The organism is Petroclostridium sp. X23 (assembly GCF_030013905.1).
Classification (GTDB): Bacteria; Bacillota; Clostridia; order SK-Y3; family SK-Y3; genus X23.
The window spans coordinates 4,916,811-4,932,567 of sequence record NZ_CP124862.1 but is presented as its reverse complement, the minus strand read 5'-3'; the positions used below and the strand labels follow the sequence as shown (position 1 = coordinate 4,932,567).

Genomic DNA, 15,757 nt, shown 5'->3' with positions numbered 1-15,757 from the left:
GAAGAATAATATTATTTTTATGTGCATTGTATCTACTATGCACATATTTTATGTTAAAATGTATATAATGATAGTAAAGGAGGAATGTCAAATGTCTGAAACAACGAATTTAACCATTCGGATGGATAAAGAACCGAAGGAGCAAGCAGAGCAGCTTTTCTCTGAGTTAGGCATGAACATGACAACGGCCTTCACCGTCTTTGTCCGGCAGGCTGTTCGACAGGGAAAAATACCCTTTCAAATTTCTTTGAATATTCCAAATGCTGAAACAATAGCGGCTACGGAAGAAGCCAATAGAATAAGCCGTGACCCAAATGCAAAACGCTATTCAAGATATCATTCCTACAGAATATTGCCAAATGAATGAACCGTCCCCTTATTTGCCCTTATTTGCATAAAAAAACCACCTAAAAGAAGGCGGATTTTTTAGTAGAATAACATCATCCTGTACTTATATTATTTTTTCTTATATAAATCACACTTCAATTTCATATTTCCTTATTTTGCTGTATAAGGTATTCCTTCTAATTCCCAAAGCTTGCGCGGATCGAGTGATATTACCTTTATATTTTTTCAGCACCTTTTCCAAGTGCTCTTTTTCAATATGCTCCATATTTAGGCACTCTTTATTGATGCTCAACAATACATCATTATTCTTTTCTTCCTGTCCGAAATACCCCGATGGTACCGATTCTGTGTTGATGATAAGCTCTATTACATTTTCCAATTCTCTTATATTTCCCGGCCAGCTGTAACTCAACATTGCGTTCAGGTATTCTTCATGTATTTCCACTTCTTTCTTATTTAACTTTTCCGATATATTGCCCATAAAATACTTTATCAGCAGCAATATATCTTCTTTTCTCTGTCTTAATGGCGGCAGATACAGCGGCAGCACATTCAGCCTATAATATAAATCCTTTCTGAATCTACCCATTTCCACTTCTTTTTTTAGATCTTTATTCGTCGCAGCGATCACTCTTACATCCACAGAGATCGTTTTCGAACTTCCGATTTTTGTGACTACACCTTCTTGAAGAACCCTTAAAAGTTTCGTTTGCATGTCCAGCGGCATTTCTCCGATTTCATCCAACATGATGGTCCCACCATTAGCCAATTCGAATTTACCCAGATTTCCTCCTTTTTTAGCACCGGTAAAAGCACCCTCTTCATACCCGAAGAGTTCCGATTCTATCAGTTGATTAGGTATGGCACCACAGTTTAATGCGATGAAAGGTCCATCCATTCTGCTGCTGTAATTATGAATGGATTGCGCAAACACTTCTTTCCCCGTTCCACTTTCACCTAAAATGAGGATAGTAGATTTGCTGTCCGCAATTTTTTTTGCATACTGTATTATTTTCAGGAAATTTTCATTCTCCCCTATAATTTTATCAAAGGTGTAGTAGGCCTGATATTCATTTTTCTTCTTCGCTTTTTGAGCTTCTTCAAAAACATGTACGATCTCAATATTATCATCTTCCGGATTATAGACAGTATTGGCAATAAGACGGCATGGAAACCGACTTCTCAGCGTCATGATATTGATTTCCTGGGAAATACTTTTACCTAAACATATCTCATTCTTTACTCTGTCCCAATCTTCAACGAGATATTTCATTTCCTTCGCTTTTAACTGGTTATCGGTATTGCCGAATAATTCTACAGCTTTGTTGTTATGAATTTTTATATTTCCGCTTATATCGGAAGTTACAATAGCCAGCGGCATAGAATTAAATATTGAGATAATATGCTTACTGTTCAGATTCTGAAGCTTGTTGAATTCTTTGACTTTTGCCATTTCCTCTATCGCATTGGAGGCTGCAATAACCATGCCCAATGTATGCGGATGTACCTGCTGGGTGTATCCTGTCAAATTCAACGCCCCTATTAGGTACCCCCTGTTATCTTTGATAGGGGCTGCCGAACAGGTCCATCTATGGTATGCTGTAATGAAATGGTCTTTACCGGAAATTTGTACTGGTTGTCCGGTTTTAATTACAAGCGACATGGCATTGGTTCCGATGCTTTCCTCATTCATAAAAGCCCCGGGAACCATCTTTAAATCAAAAGCTTCAGAAAGTATTTTCTCATCTCCGCTGGCATTTAAAATACATCCTTCACCATCGGTAAGCAGTGCAAAAAAGTTGCAGCCTTTTACAAAGTTGATCAACTGCTCTATATAAGGCGCCGCAGTAACAATCAGTTTCCTGTTTTGAGCAAACTTTTCTTGCAGCTCCGTATCATCGATAATTTTTCTACTGAAAATCCGGTCTTCTTTAATTCCTAAAACTTTACACCTCTCATGCGAGAGTTCTATTTCGCGCTTGCTATCCGCTATTAGCATGTGATTACCCCTTCAAACATATTGTCTCACACAACCATCGTTGACATCTTCCATCCCAATGAAGTTGATTGATACATCCATAGGGCTGACCTATTTTAAGTATTTCTTTCAATGGATAGCCCAGAAGTTTACTTAGGATGACCCGGTTCACTCCTGCATGCGCAACCACTAAAGCGCTTTCGGTTGTGCTTTTAATGATGTTTTCAAAAGCAGGCATGACTCTTTTTTGCAAATGCTCAAAGCTTTCCCCTCCGGGAGGTACGAAAACATCGATATTTTCCCCTCTTCGTTCATACTGCTCAGAAAAACGATTCCTTATATATTCCAAAGGAAAGTTCTCCCAATCCCCCATACTGATTTCTCTCAACCCATTGACCGGTATCCGTTCAATATTTCTGTCTTCCAATATTATGTCAGAAGTCTGCACACACCTTTTCAATGGGCTGATATAAGCTTTTTCAAGCCTAATACCGCCAAAATATTCTTTAAGCCTGCCGATTTGTTTAATCCCGCCAGTACTAAGCGGTAAGTCCGTCGTTCCTATATAACGTTTTTCTGTCCCGTAGTCAATTTCACCATGCCTGATCAGGTAAATCGTCTTATCCATAATGAAATCCTCTTCCAGTTCTTTTTTCTATCTTCCTTATAATTTTATTGGCGGCATCCCATCTATTTTTTATTTTCATCAGAACTTCAGGGTGATCACCGTATGCTTTCAATGCCAACGCAAATCTATCTTTAAGAGCTACAACTTTATCTTCTTTTACCAGTTTGTCCGCCAGGTAAAGTATCTCATTTTCAGTAATCATATCATCTTCATCTACTTTAATATCGGTGTGGGTCGCTATGATAGCACCTACCTTTTTATATCCGATCTCTTCAATGATCTTTCCGCCTATCTTGGCATGATTTCTTTCCTTTCTTGCAATATCGTGTAATAGCGCGGCAGCTTCCAAAGCTGATCGATCCAATTCACACCCCGTGCGTTTTAAATTGTTAAGGATATCATTCGATACACCGGCTACTTGTATACAATGACTTACAATATGCTTAGGAATGTTATAATGATTCATAATAGCATGGCATTCTTTTCTACTGGGTGCACCGGAATAGAAATACTCTAAAAGCCTTTCGTAATCTTCCGGGGTATCCATATCCATAAGGACTGACTCATCAAATACCGGAACGCATAAAGCATCATCTGCAAAGTTTTCAAGTATTTTTTTCAATCCCCCGTACCCGTCATCATCTAAGATGGCCTTCTTATATTTGCAGTCTATCAAAGGCGGATGACCCTTATCCCCGCAAAATTCTGGGTACAAAATACCTTTTCCATGTTCGATATACTTGCTTTTGAGCATCTCAACCGTCTCTCTCTTTACAAGAGGAATATCTACAGGATGTAAAAAAAACGCTGCAATATCCGTATCCAGTGTTTCCACACCCTTCCATACCGATGAAAACATACCCTGTCGGTAACTCTCATTCGGTACGCACCGAACATCTAAATGATTCAATTTTTCGGCAACTTCGCATCCTTTATGTCCTGTCACAACGATGATTTCATCAATACCGGCACTTTTATGGGCATTGACAACCATCTCTACCGCTGTAGTCTCCCCAAATTTTAGCAGAGGCTTAAAACTGCCCATTCTGGAAGAATACCCCGCAGATACAATAATGGAAGCAATTCTATCGTTTCTCATTTTGCGGTCCTCTTTTCACTTTTATCAATTCCGCTGCGATGCTGACGGCGATCTCTTCCGGTGTTTGTGCATAGATGGGAAGCCCAATAGGGCTATAGACCCTATCCAAATCTGCCGAAGTAAATCCTTCATTCAGAAGACTGCTATAGACAAATTCCCTTTTACTCCTGCTTCCAATCATGCCGATGTATTTTGCATTGGTCTTAAGCATCTGTGCCAGTACCTCTTTGTCATAAGCATGACCTCTGGTTACGATAATTACATAACTATTGTTATTTATTATAACATAGTTGGGCAGATTATCAAAAGACGGGATTACCTTTATTTCATCGGCCGTATTAAACCTTTCTCTATTAGCAAACTCTTCACGATCATCCACCACTACAGTATAAAAACCCAGCATTTTTGTAATGTCTGCTATTTTTTGTGCTACATGTCCCGCTCCAATAATCACAGCACTTTCATAATTTAAAAAAGGTTCTACTAAGTATCCTTCATTTCCAGCAATAACTTCCTGTACTCTCATCCCGTAAAAATTCTCCCGGATTTTTCTTATAATCCCTTGAACCTCATCAGTTTCAATACCATAAAATCCTGTTTCAGTACAGATCCATTTATCCGCTCCCATGATCTTCTTTTGATGCTCTGATAATTTTGTTATCATAAAAAAATCAATTTTTTCTTTTTTTAGTTCTATTGCTTTAGAATATATTTCAACCACTCCTGAATCCTCGCAGTCTACATATTCCAGCAACACCTGTACATCTCCGCCACATACCATCCCCAAGGTTGAAGCTTCTTGATTGGATAGACTGAAATCTTCAATAATGAATTCATTATTTTTAAATACCTTTGACGATAACTTGATCGTCATCGCTTCTAATAGTCCGCCCCCAATGGTACCGTTGATAGATAAATGTTTTCTAACCAGCATTTTTGTTCCTTCTTCCCTGGGTGCAGAACCGGATTTTTTTAAAATAGTAGCTAATACGAAATTCTCTTTGCAATCCAGCAACTCTTTCATGAGTTCATAAATATCTTTCATCTTTCAACTCCCCCTGCAGTCATAAATCTTTCTTTTGATCATGCTATTGGTTATTTTGTGGCTATTATTGTCCTGCTTTTCCAATACTTTTACGCTTATTTTATATCCGGATTTTTTATATAAGGCATCTTCTATATTGCGTACTACTTCACCTTCAATCATTCGGAACGCTGCATTGTTTCGTGCCGCAAGTTCAATAATTAAGCTATTCCCGTCAGATATATAGGCTCTGTAATCCATCACTTCCTTAAAAGATAGCACCGTTTCATCCAGCTCTCTCAAATATATGCATTGATTCTCCGTTATACAGACTTTATTGTCTATTCTCCCTAATACCCTTCTCATGGCTTTTAAAAAAGTCCCACAAGCGCAAGAGGTTGATGAAAATGATCCTATATCTCCCGTCTTATATCTAATAAGAGGCATGGCCTGCCTTGTAAGAGTTGTGAATACTACTTCACCCCACTGTCCGTCCGGAAGTACCTGACCGGTCTCAGGATGAACGATTTCAAAGTACAAATCTGCTTCCCTCATGTGGTACCCATCCAAAGCCTCGCATTCCACACCCCCGCCGTATCCCATTTCAGTCATACCATAATGGGTAAAAACTCTGCACCCATGCTGCACCGTTAATTCCCGGATTAAAACTTCCGGCACATAATCTGTACTAAGCAGAACTTTTTTTATATTTCTTTTGAAAACATCTGCTTTAATTCTGCTGAAATACAACACCTGCATAGGAATTCCAACGATACAAGTAATATTATTTTGTGCAATACATCTTGCTGTTTCTTCCGGATCGTTAAGGACTCCCTGTACAAAACACTCTATCTTTGACATCGCTAATGCCTTTTTTAATAAATCCCCTATGCTGCCATAAGCCTTGCCCGGCAAAAGTACCAGCACTTTATCCGTCTCATCCGCCAAACAGTCCATACCATGCTTGAAAAAGTCAACAGTAAGACCCAGGTCTTCTTCGGTAAAATAGATTCTTTTTTCTTCACCGCTTGTTCCCGAACTGTTCAATGTCACAATCCTTTTGATATCCCGCAGAGGTACACACAAAAAAGAAAGGGGATTTTCCTTTATCTGATTCGGAATAGTAAAAGGGATACGCTGTAAATCTTCTAGATATTGAATTTCATCTGCATCAATGTCTCTTAATTGCCCGCTGTAAAACAAGCAGTTTTTCTTCGCATAATGTATCATCTCTTTTATTTTATTCAGTTGGTACGCCTCTAATGCGTTTCTGTCCCTCTCCTTTATGCCGGATTTATTCATGATCCAGTGTTCAAGGGGTGTCAGCTTCATAGTTCATCTCTCATTTCTATGTTCTATATAACGTACGTCCTTGCATATCCGTCAGGTTATAAAGGCAAAAGGGAATCAGCTTCCCTTCGGGATTCACCACATGAATACAGCAATCTTTCACTCTCTCCAGATTAACATTCCAAACATCCTGAAAAGCCATGGCAGAAATACTAAAAGAATTGTTATGAATATTGTCCAATATTTCATCCCATCCTGAACTAGTCTGCGAAGTACAGTTTTCTTTATCCTCTTCTGATTTTCTATAGGACCAGTTGCGTGAAACATACTCTTTTGCTTTGATGGCTCCCTCTTCTGCCTTTTCAGTTTTACAGCAGCAGCTTGAATGACCGGTTAAAGGCTGCAGTTTCCAATTCCCTTTATAAAGATAATTACCGTGAAAGGAGCATAATGCATTTTCACATCCCGGAGGTTTCAAGCTTTCCAACTTGATTTTTCCCGCTGTTTGCTTCTCGATTTCTTCCATAACCTCAGGCAGGGTAATCCTGTCTTCCTCCTTCGGAGCACAAGGAATTCTGCCAAAATAGCTTACAGGCTGAAAGTGTACTCCCCTGACTGCCGGAACATACTGCAATGCAAAATCTATGATATCCGCTATGTTATCCACATTTACTTTGGGAACGATTGTCGGAACCAATACAATCCCTATACCATATTTATTGCAATTTTCTATCGCTCTGATCTTTACCGCCAGCAGCTCTCTTCCTCTGAGCTTTTTATATATTATATCATTTGTACCGTCAAATTGTAAAAAAATCGAATCCAGCCCGGCCATTTTCATTTCTTTTACAAATTCCTCATCTTGGGCAATACGCAGCCCGTTTGTATTCACCTGTATGAATTGGAAGCCCAACTCTTTACCCATCCTGATGATGGCAGGCAAATCATCTCTTACGGTAGGTTCTCCCCCCGAAAGCTGTATATTGCACACGCCTGATGCTTTAAGCACACTTTGATACTGAAACTGTATTTGTTTTAGGGATGGCTCCTCCTTTTTAGAGGGATTGGAATCAGCAAAACAAAAACGGCATTGCAAATTACAGTGATGCGTAACTTCTATTAATGCCGTACAAGTATGCTGCCTATGTTCACTGCATAATCCGCAATCAAAAGGACAGCCTCTCCTTATTTCAGTAAGAGGGTTATTTATATAGGCTCTCTCCTTTTTTCTAACCCATTTCTCAATGGGAGTTCTACCTTTCCATATAATGGTCCTAAAGCTCCCATGAACCGGGCAGATTTTTTCCATATAAGCGTTTGTACCTTGTGAAAATATATTGGCATCGATCTTTTTTAAACAGACCGGACATAGACTTTGTGTTTTTGAAATCACTTTAGTATTATCCATCATTATTCTCTGCTCCCGAATTCAAAACCGTGATTCATCAATATTTGCTGTATATTTCTATAGCTTTCCACCAGTATATCTCCACATTTTAATAAATAGTTCTGATTGGTAGTATAGTCGGTGATGTTACCCACACCAATAATATCATGGCATTCCGTGCTTCCGAACCTGCTTTCAAACCACTGGATATATTCATTCACCATACCGGCATATTCTTGCTTTTGGTATTCGGTTTCATCCCCTTTCCCTGCATAGAGCCCCAGGATTGCGACCCCTCCTGTTAAGACCCCGCATGTTTTTTGAGTACTGCCGATACCCATACAGAGACCATTTACAGCCCTAATCAAATCGTCATTTTCTTTTTCTTCCGCTTCCAGTGCCATTTTCATCATAATTTGAGTACAGCAGTAACCGGAACTCGCCAGCTTATACATTTCAAAAGCGATATTATCCACGATTGACCCCTCCCTTTCTGGCCACTAACATAAAATATCCGGGTTTACAACGTTTTAATGCTTGCTGAAATTTACATCCGTCAATGCAGTTTTGCGTTGTAATATTCCAAAAAACATCCATTGATCCATAGGAAAACCCTATTTTTACCATCAGTTGTTTTAGCAGATCACTATGATCCTCCAAAAGATGAATTTCAAACCCCGATCCTTCCAGTTTTTCAATCAGCACTCCCAGGTCGTGAAGTCCTCTCATACAGCTATTTAAGGAGAATTGATTAAGTTCCTCAATATTATCGGAATGTTTGGCGTAAACATCGGTAATTATAAACCATCCCTTGTCTTCTAATACCCTGTAGACTTCCTTTATTGCACTGTCCACATCATCCATGAGAGATAAGGTGCATTCTGCAAATACACATTGAAAGTTTCGGTCATCAAACGGAATATCCTCCCCTCTTCCGATGACAAACTCCAAACCCTCACACAATTTTCTCGCAGCCTCTATCAATTTTTCCGAAGGATCGATGCCTACCGCTTGGATATGATGTCTTTCTTTCAGATAAACTACCGTAGCTCCTCGTCCGCATCCCAAATCCAACACCCGATGTGCTGTAGAGATGTTACAGAAGCGCACCCCTTTTTCAGTCAGATTGAAGCCTCCCGGCCTGAGTGTGTGTCCCATCGTTTCTTTCATGATGTCACTCTCATATGCATTGCAGCATTTCACCCTATTTATCCTCCAATCCTTTTTCTACCTCCAGCATCTTGCCTAGTGCTAAATCCTCCTCAATAAATACCATATTGCATTGAGGGCATTTCATTAATTCTACTTCAAAATGCCCGCCCAAATAACGTACCTTTACCTTACGATACTCTAGTTCTTTTTTGCATTTATCACATAGCCACGGCAAATCCTTTTGATGTTCACTTTTCATGTTCTACTCCTCCACTACTTCCATTCTGTGGCCGTAAACGCTGTTGATCAGTATCCCTTCTTCATGCTCTTGATACTTGACCCAATAGGTAATATTATCCAGTCTCAGCCTAGCCAAATAGTTTGAGTCTTTAGGATTAAAGAATCGTTCCCCGGTTGCTTGCGCATTCGCAACTACTTTTGCAATGTCTTCTTTCAAGATATAGCGCTGTTCCATCATTTCCCATACTTCATCAGGGATGATCAAGTTCAAGCCATTACTTTTTTCCGATTCCATTCCCGTTTGTTCCCTCCATAGCTCTTTTAAAAGTTTACTTTTCAATTGCATTCTATTTTCATGTCTTTGGGATAGGTTAGGCATTTTTTTGAGGGCAATGTTTTCTAAATCCTGCGCAAATATCAAATCCAAGATATGATAGGTTCTTTTCCCTCCGCTTACAAACAAATCTTTACACATCGCGCAATAAACAAGCAAATCATCGCTGCTTTCATCCATCCGGTCTTTTACAAAGTCCTCAGCCTGCTCCCGGTTGGCATAATACACCAATCCTCCATAGCCACAGCACTTTGTCTTGTCTTTGGAATACTTCAATTCCTCTATTTCATACCCCAACGCAGATGCAATCTTTCTTACACTGTCATGGATCATTTTATTATTCCGTGTAGCGCAGGCGTCATGAACATTTAATACATAATTTTGCATTTTTCCGTTATTTGAAGGAATGCCAAATCTTTGAAAGATCTCCCACAAAGATACTACTTCTATATCCTGTAAATACTTTTCAAAAATGCTCAAGCAACTGGAACATGCCAAGATAAAGGTCGGCTTTCCTTTCTCAAGCCAAATCTCTTTCAGCTTTTGAACATTCTCCTGCATCAAATCTTTTCTTCCCGCCCAATCCGCCGGAGCACCGCAGCAGCCTAACATTAATCCTACACCTTCCTTAATACCGGAAAGCAAGTACTCATAAGTTTTTTGTACATATTCCGGGTAAGACGCCGACAATTGACATCCGGGATAAAACAGGTAATCCACTTTCGCATTCTCTGGCGCTTCCCCTTTATACATCGATTTCGCATAATTTGAAAAAGTAATACGTGGATAGGTAAACAACTCCCGTTCTCTTTCCCTTCTCTTTTCATCCGGGATGGGAGGTGGGGATTTTACCATAAAAAACTTGCTGCTATTACTGAATGCCATATCCTTCAACGCAAAATCATGAGCAGACGGAGGCATTTTATCCCTCTCCACCATACTTTCTCTGGTTTCTTGGATAATGTCCTTCATGCTGATATCTAAAAAGCATTGTTCTTTACACAGCCCGCATAATGTACACGAATTGATCATTTTGTTTGCATAGCGCGTTCCCATGATGACATTCTCATTATGATTGATCTGCCGGGTATATCTCTTAGGTGGCATCTGGAATTTCTTCATATGGCTACAGGCTTTAATACATTGATTACACCTGCACTTTAAGCATCTCTCCGCTTCTTTTACCGCTTCATCTTCATTATAAACCCCTGATGCCTTGTTCACCCTCATTACAGGCTGTACATCATCCATCTCAAAATTCAACGGTGTTTCAAAAGACCCTTCCCTATCCCGGGAAGCTGTCATTGAAATTTTTTTAACATATCTTTCAATGGATACGGCCGCTCTTTTGCCTGAGCTTACCGCATCAATCATTGAGTTATTTCTATTTAAAAGGCTACCTCCTGCAAACAATGGAGAATCTTCCACTTGAAAAGTTTCCGGATTTATATTTAGTGTTTCTTCCCATTCGCCCGTTGCCAGGTAAACCGCATCATATTCTACGATTATTTTTTCCAAATCTGTCTGATTGATTTTATGATTTAAATTTACATGAATACCTATCTTGTGAATAACTTGCAGCTCTTCTTCAATGATCTTCTTATCAAGAATGGCGCCTTCACAATCCCATATATATCCACCTAATTTGTCGGATTTCTCATATATCGCTACTACAAAACCTTTTTTGTCCAATTCAAACGCAGCCGTTATTCCATTCATTCCTCCGCCTAAAACAGCCACTTTTCCATTTTTTTTGGGGATTGGCAGCGTTTTTTTCGGTGGCGTATACCCAAGGATTACAGCAGCTTTTTCCAGCTCCGATATGCTGACTGCTTCATCACATCCATTTCTTACACAAACACTTTCACAAGGATGATCACACACTAACCCAATGATCCTTGTAAATGGAATTCTTTTCTCCATTACTTTATAGGCCTTTTTAAAATCACCTTTTTGCATCTCTGCCATAAATGCAGTTACATCCATATGCAAAGGACACCACGCCGTACATGCCGCAGGCTCGTCATGGATACACTTGTCCCCTGTCTCCAATAATTTATCGTAATCCATTTACACCACCTCCTATGGGGATAAAACCCGCAAAGCCGGTTTTATCCCCATCAGGTTCATTATATTATTATTTAGTGATAACTATTTTTTAAGCTGTTGCAAACCTTCCAGCACTTTTTCAGGATATGCGGGCAGCTTGGTAATACGCACACCGGTCGCATTATAAATCGCATTAATAACGGCTGCATGTGGCGCTGAAAGCGGCATTTCTCCAGCTCCGGCAGCTCCGTAAGGTCCGAATGGTCTTGGTGTTTCTTGATGGATGATCACCATATCATCCGGTATATTCTTTATTTGAGGGAATCCGCAGCCGGTAAGTGTAGTGTGTTTTTTCAAATCTTCAAAATCTTCATATAAAGCTAAACCGATCCCTTGTGCAAGTCCGCCTAAAAGCTGTCCTTCTACCAATAATTTATTGATGATGGTTCCGCAGTCGGATACGATGGTCATTTTTTCAACTGCCGTCTTACCTGTAGTGGTATCCACAGCAACTTCCGACATGATGACACCATACATATGCACTTTAAATGGTTCTCCTTGTCCGGTAGTTACGTCACATGCGGTACCGGGAGCAGTCCATTTTCCTTCGTATTTAACCGGCAGGTTCTCAGCAACCATTTCATCATAGGTTCTGTACGTACCGTCCTTCTTTTTAAGTGCAGCCAGCAGGTTTTCACAGGCAACCTTAGTAGCACTTCCTGTTACAACATTTTGACGGCTTCCGCCCGAAGGACCGCTGTCCGGAGTGAAATCCATATCATTCATGACTAACTTAATCTGTTCGGGTTTTATTCCCAAAGGTCTCAAGGTTTCATAGGCAAATGCCAGTGTTCCCATATCGGCACCTTGTCCGTGGTCTTCCCACGAATTTCCAACCGTCACTCCTGTAGGCGTGATTTCTGCCCATGCATTTGATGTATCTGCACCATCAAGACCGCAGCCATAGTTATTCAAGGATATACCCACGCCGTATCTAATGTTGCTGCCTTCCGCTTCCGCCTTCTTATTCTTTTCTGCCACTCTTGCTTTTGCTTCCTTATAAAGCGGCCTCATTGTATCTATTGCCTGTGGAAATGCTATTACATCGGGCGCACAACCGGTAGGTGTGGTAGAACCCTCTCTATAAACGTTCAAATATCTGAATTCCAATGGATCCATGCCTATTTTTTCTGCCATTTCATCAATTAAGACTTCTGTTGCAAATAAGCTCTGGGGTGATCCGTATCCTCTAAAAGCAGAACCCCAACCATGATTGGTAGCAACGCATCTTCCTTGGCTTCTGTCGTTTGGAATATTGTAGTTCGCACCAATGAACTGGGTACCTCTCATTGTAAGAAGATCACCGAATTCACAGTATGGGCCGTGGTCAACAGTCCAGTCTGCTTCCATCGCTTTCAGCTTGCCATCCTTATCGGCACCAAACTTAAGATTAATAAAGAATGGAGATCTTTTTCCGGTATAAGTAATCTGCTGGAACATGTCGAATTCCAGAAATACCGGTCTTTTTGTGACTAATGCGGCAACACCCAACAGTGCTTCATTGGTAGGACTGAATTTATATCCGAAGGTTGCACCTGTAGGATTCTGTACGATAGTTAATTTTTCTAAAGGAATCCCGATTCCTTCTGCCACCATCAAAGCATGGCAATGAATTGCGATACTCTTAGAATGTACGATAAGTTTTCCATTCTCATCAAGATACGCAAAACCTACATCAGGTTCCAAAGGAAGATGGGGCTGTCTACCTACATAGAAATCATCTTCAATAACATACGGAAGACTTTCCATCAAAGGTTTTGTATCCTCGCCCTTGACTCTCCCTGTCTCAAAATATACATTCGGTGTTCCCGGATGGATCTCGATAGCATCTTCCGCCATTGCTTCCGGTGCGCTCATATAGGCCGGCAGTACTTCCAATTCAACCTTCACCTTTTCCGCTGCCTCTTGTGCCTGCGTTGGAGTATCTGCAAGAACTGCTGCCAGGACATCACCAAACTGGAATACTTTCTTATCATTAAGGATAGGTCTTTCTTTACCGTCACCCTTATTCTCAGGGAACGCAAGTCCATTGATCCTGTTGGTTCCCGGAACATCCTTATAGGTAAGCACTTTGAAAACGCCGGGCATTTTCTCTGCTTCCGAAGTATCTATGGACAGTATATTTGCATGGGATACTTTCGCTTGTACTACTTTCATGTGCAACGTATTTTCAGGAAGCTTCAGTCCTAAATCCGCGCCGAAATCCCATGTGCCTGTTACTTTTGCGAGTGCGGACGGACGAACTACAGGAGTACCCAGTATGCTGTCGCCTTCCTTCAGTTGGAACCATAAATCTTCTTTCGTTATTTCTCCTCTCATCAACTTGGCAGCATCCATTACACCATCCACCAATGGCTTATATCCGGTACATCTGCAAAGGTTTCTGTTCTTTTGGAACCAATCCCTTACCTCTTCTCTTGTCGGGTTTATGTTTTGGTCCAGCAGCGCTTTGGCGGACACAATGAACCCAGGTGTACAGAATCCGCATTGTGCTCCCCCATTAACCATCCATGCCAACTGCAGCGGATGAAGGTTATCTTTTGTCCCTACACCTTCAATGGTGATAATTTCAGCTTCATCACGGACCCTGGAAACTTTTACAATACAGGATCTTACCACTTTTCCATCCAGGATGACGGAACATGTCCCGCATTCGCCTTTACCGCATCCTACTTTAGTACCTGTAAGATGGGCTTGCTTTCTAATTACGTTTGCCAACGTAGTGTCCGGCGCAACTACCAACCGTTGTTCCACTCCGTTGATAATGAGTGTTTTCTTAATCATTTTAATGCCCCCTTTAGTTTTATTATTTATATTAATTTTTAGTACTGCCCGCTTTTTCCAAACCCACAGTTGGGATATCTGCATTCATCACATACCAAGCACAATCCCCCATGGGCCAATTGAATGATATCTTTCCTTTCTATTCTTTCTCCCGCTACCAGTCTGGGAACAACCAAATCAAAGATGGTCCTTTTGCTGTACATGACACAGCCAGGCAATCCCAAAACCGGAACATCTCCTATATACGATAGTAAAAACATCGCTCCCGGCATGGTAGGTGCACCATAGGAGATAATTTGCGCACCTGTTCTTTTTATACCGGTGGGCGTGACGTCATCAGGATCTACCGACATGCCCCCTGTAACCAATACGATATCTGCGTTCTCTTTTATTAACTCTTTGACAGAATCTGCAATCATATCCGGATCGTCTTTTGAAAACAACTGTTTAAACACTTCACATCCCATGTCCTGAAATTTCTTAGTGAGTGCCGGACCAAATCTGTCAGGAATACGTTTATAAAAAACTTCATTTCCTGTTGTTACAACACCGGCTCTTAACTTGCGCAGAGGCACAACCTGTATGATGGGATTATTATGCTTGCAGATGCGTTCCATCCAAACAATCTTCTTTTCTTCAATCTTTAAGGGAATGATCTTTGTTCCGGCCACAAGGGTACCTTTATTGACCAATTGATTGGTATGAAGTGTTGATACGACAATCTCATGAATATCATTGATTTCAATTAATGCCTTTGCATTAATCTTCAACAGTCCGGAATATTCAGCAAAAAGGTTTACTTTCCCCTCTGATGCTTCAGAAAATGTTATACCTTTACCTGCTGCCGCTGTTGCCATACGGAAGGCTGCTTCATCTTCGTGAATATCACCTTCTTTGTACTCTATAATATAGATGTTCTCTTTTCCCATATTCAACAATCTTGGAATATCTTCTTCTTCTACGATGTGCCCTTTTTTAAAGGCAGCACCTTTATATTTTCCAGGAATGATTTCTGTCATATCATGCGCCAGCACCATTCCTATAGATTGTTCAACAGGTATCATTTTCATATCCCGACTCCCCTTCGTTTCATCACAGCGCTATTAATGATTGATACTTAAAATACTTACAACAATATATAAAGCAAATTCCATGCCAAATCTAAAAGCCGCATGAATTGGGAGCTGGCATTTCAAATATTTTAAATTCGTTCGATATTTGAGCGTTTTTTCCCATGGAAACTGTTCGTTTTTTATACAACGCGCTTTTTTAACACATCTATACTAAATAGATCTATATTATTGCTTTATAAATTTAAAATACATTTCAAAGTGGTTTCAGCTCCTTCATACCAGCAATAATGATGATTAAAAACAACAGCGTT

Annotated in this window: 13 protein-coding genes; 1 reads left to right on the top strand and 12 read right to left on the bottom strand. The window is 40.3% G+C overall.

The window, feature by feature from the left end; genetic code table 11:
• Positions 1-91 precede the first annotated feature (91 nt).
• The gene (locus QKW49_RS23155) at positions 92-367 is read left to right on the top strand and encodes a type II toxin-antitoxin system RelB/DinJ family antitoxin (RefSeq protein WP_282864996.1); all 276 of its coding nucleotides are present in this window, start codon (positions 92-94) and stop codon (positions 365-367) included.
• A gap of 108 nt (positions 368-475) precedes the next feature.
• On the opposite strand, the gene QKW49_RS23150 is transcribed toward QKW49_RS23155, so the two are convergent.
• The 12 genes from QKW49_RS23150 to QKW49_RS23095 form a co-directional block, all read right to left on the bottom strand.
• Positions 476-2,347, bottom strand: a complete 1,872-nt coding sequence (locus tag QKW49_RS23150) for a sigma-54-dependent Fis family transcriptional regulator (protein ID WP_282864995.1) — start codon at positions 2,345-2,347, stop codon at positions 476-478.
• 4 nt (positions 2,348-2,351) lie between these two features.
• On the bottom strand, positions 2,352-2,954 hold the full coding sequence (locus QKW49_RS23145; RefSeq protein WP_282864994.1) for a histidine phosphatase family protein: 603 nt from the start codon (positions 2,952-2,954) through the stop codon (positions 2,352-2,354).
• Positions 2,947-4,053 carry a DVU_1551 family NTP transferase gene (locus tag QKW49_RS23140; RefSeq protein WP_282864993.1) on the bottom strand — a complete coding sequence of 369 codons (1,107 nt, stop codon included), beginning with the start codon at positions 4,051-4,053 and terminating at the stop codon, positions 2,947-2,949. The genes QKW49_RS23145 and QKW49_RS23140 overlap by 8 nt, the downstream gene beginning before the upstream one ends.
• Positions 4,040-5,098: an XdhC family aldehyde oxidoreductase maturation factor gene (locus QKW49_RS23135; protein WP_282864992.1), complete on the bottom strand. Its 1,059-nt coding sequence runs from the start codon at positions 5,096-5,098 to the stop codon at positions 4,040-4,042. Before QKW49_RS23135 ends, QKW49_RS23140 begins: the two co-directional genes overlap by 14 nt.
• Positions 5,099-5,101: 3 nt before the next feature.
• Entirely contained in the window at positions 5,102-6,409 is a 1,308-nt protein-coding gene (locus QKW49_RS23130) for a DVU_1553 family AMP-dependent CoA ligase (RefSeq protein WP_282864991.1), read from the bottom strand.
• 16 nt (positions 6,410-6,425) lie between these two features.
• A complete protein-coding gene (trsS, locus tag QKW49_RS23125; RefSeq protein ID WP_282868223.1) occupies positions 6,426-7,775 on the bottom strand; it encodes a radical SAM (seleno)protein TrsS in 1,350 nt (449 codons plus the stop codon).
• Between the two features lie 2 nt (positions 7,776-7,777).
• Positions 7,778-8,230: a DVU_1555 family C-GCAxxG-C-C protein gene (locus QKW49_RS23120; RefSeq protein ID WP_282864990.1), complete on the bottom strand. Its 453-nt coding sequence runs from the start codon at positions 8,228-8,230 to the stop codon at positions 7,778-7,780.
• Complete coding sequence (gene trsM / locus QKW49_RS23115; RefSeq protein ID WP_282864989.1) at positions 8,223-8,957, bottom strand: DVU_1556 family methyltransferase; 735 nt, start codon at positions 8,955-8,957, stop codon at positions 8,223-8,225. The genes QKW49_RS23120 and trsM overlap by 8 nt, the downstream gene beginning before the upstream one ends.
• A 1-nt stretch (position 8,958) precedes the next feature.
• Positions 8,959-9,165, bottom strand: coding sequence for a DVU_1557 family redox protein (locus QKW49_RS23110; protein ID WP_282864988.1), 207 nt, complete (start codon positions 9,163-9,165; stop codon positions 8,959-8,961).
• Positions 9,166-9,168: 3 nt separating this feature from the next.
• The gene (locus QKW49_RS23105; RefSeq protein ID WP_282864987.1) at positions 9,169-11,550 is read right to left on the bottom strand and encodes a pyridine nucleotide-disulfide oxidoreductase/dicluster-binding protein; all 2,382 of its coding nucleotides are present in this window, start codon (positions 11,548-11,550) and stop codon (positions 9,169-9,171) included.
• A gap of 81 nt (positions 11,551-11,631) precedes the next feature.
• The gene (locus tag QKW49_RS23100) at positions 11,632-14,373 is read right to left on the bottom strand and encodes a molybdopterin-dependent aldehyde oxidoreductase (RefSeq protein ID WP_282864986.1); all 2,742 of its coding nucleotides are present in this window, start codon (positions 14,371-14,373) and stop codon (positions 11,632-11,634) included.
• 38 nt (positions 14,374-14,411) lie between these two features.
• Positions 14,412-15,443 carry a molybdopterin-binding protein gene (locus tag QKW49_RS23095; RefSeq protein WP_282864985.1) on the bottom strand — a complete coding sequence of 344 codons (1,032 nt, stop codon included), beginning with the start codon at positions 15,441-15,443 and terminating at the stop codon, positions 14,412-14,414.
• Between the last annotated feature and the right edge of the window lie 314 nt (positions 15,444-15,757).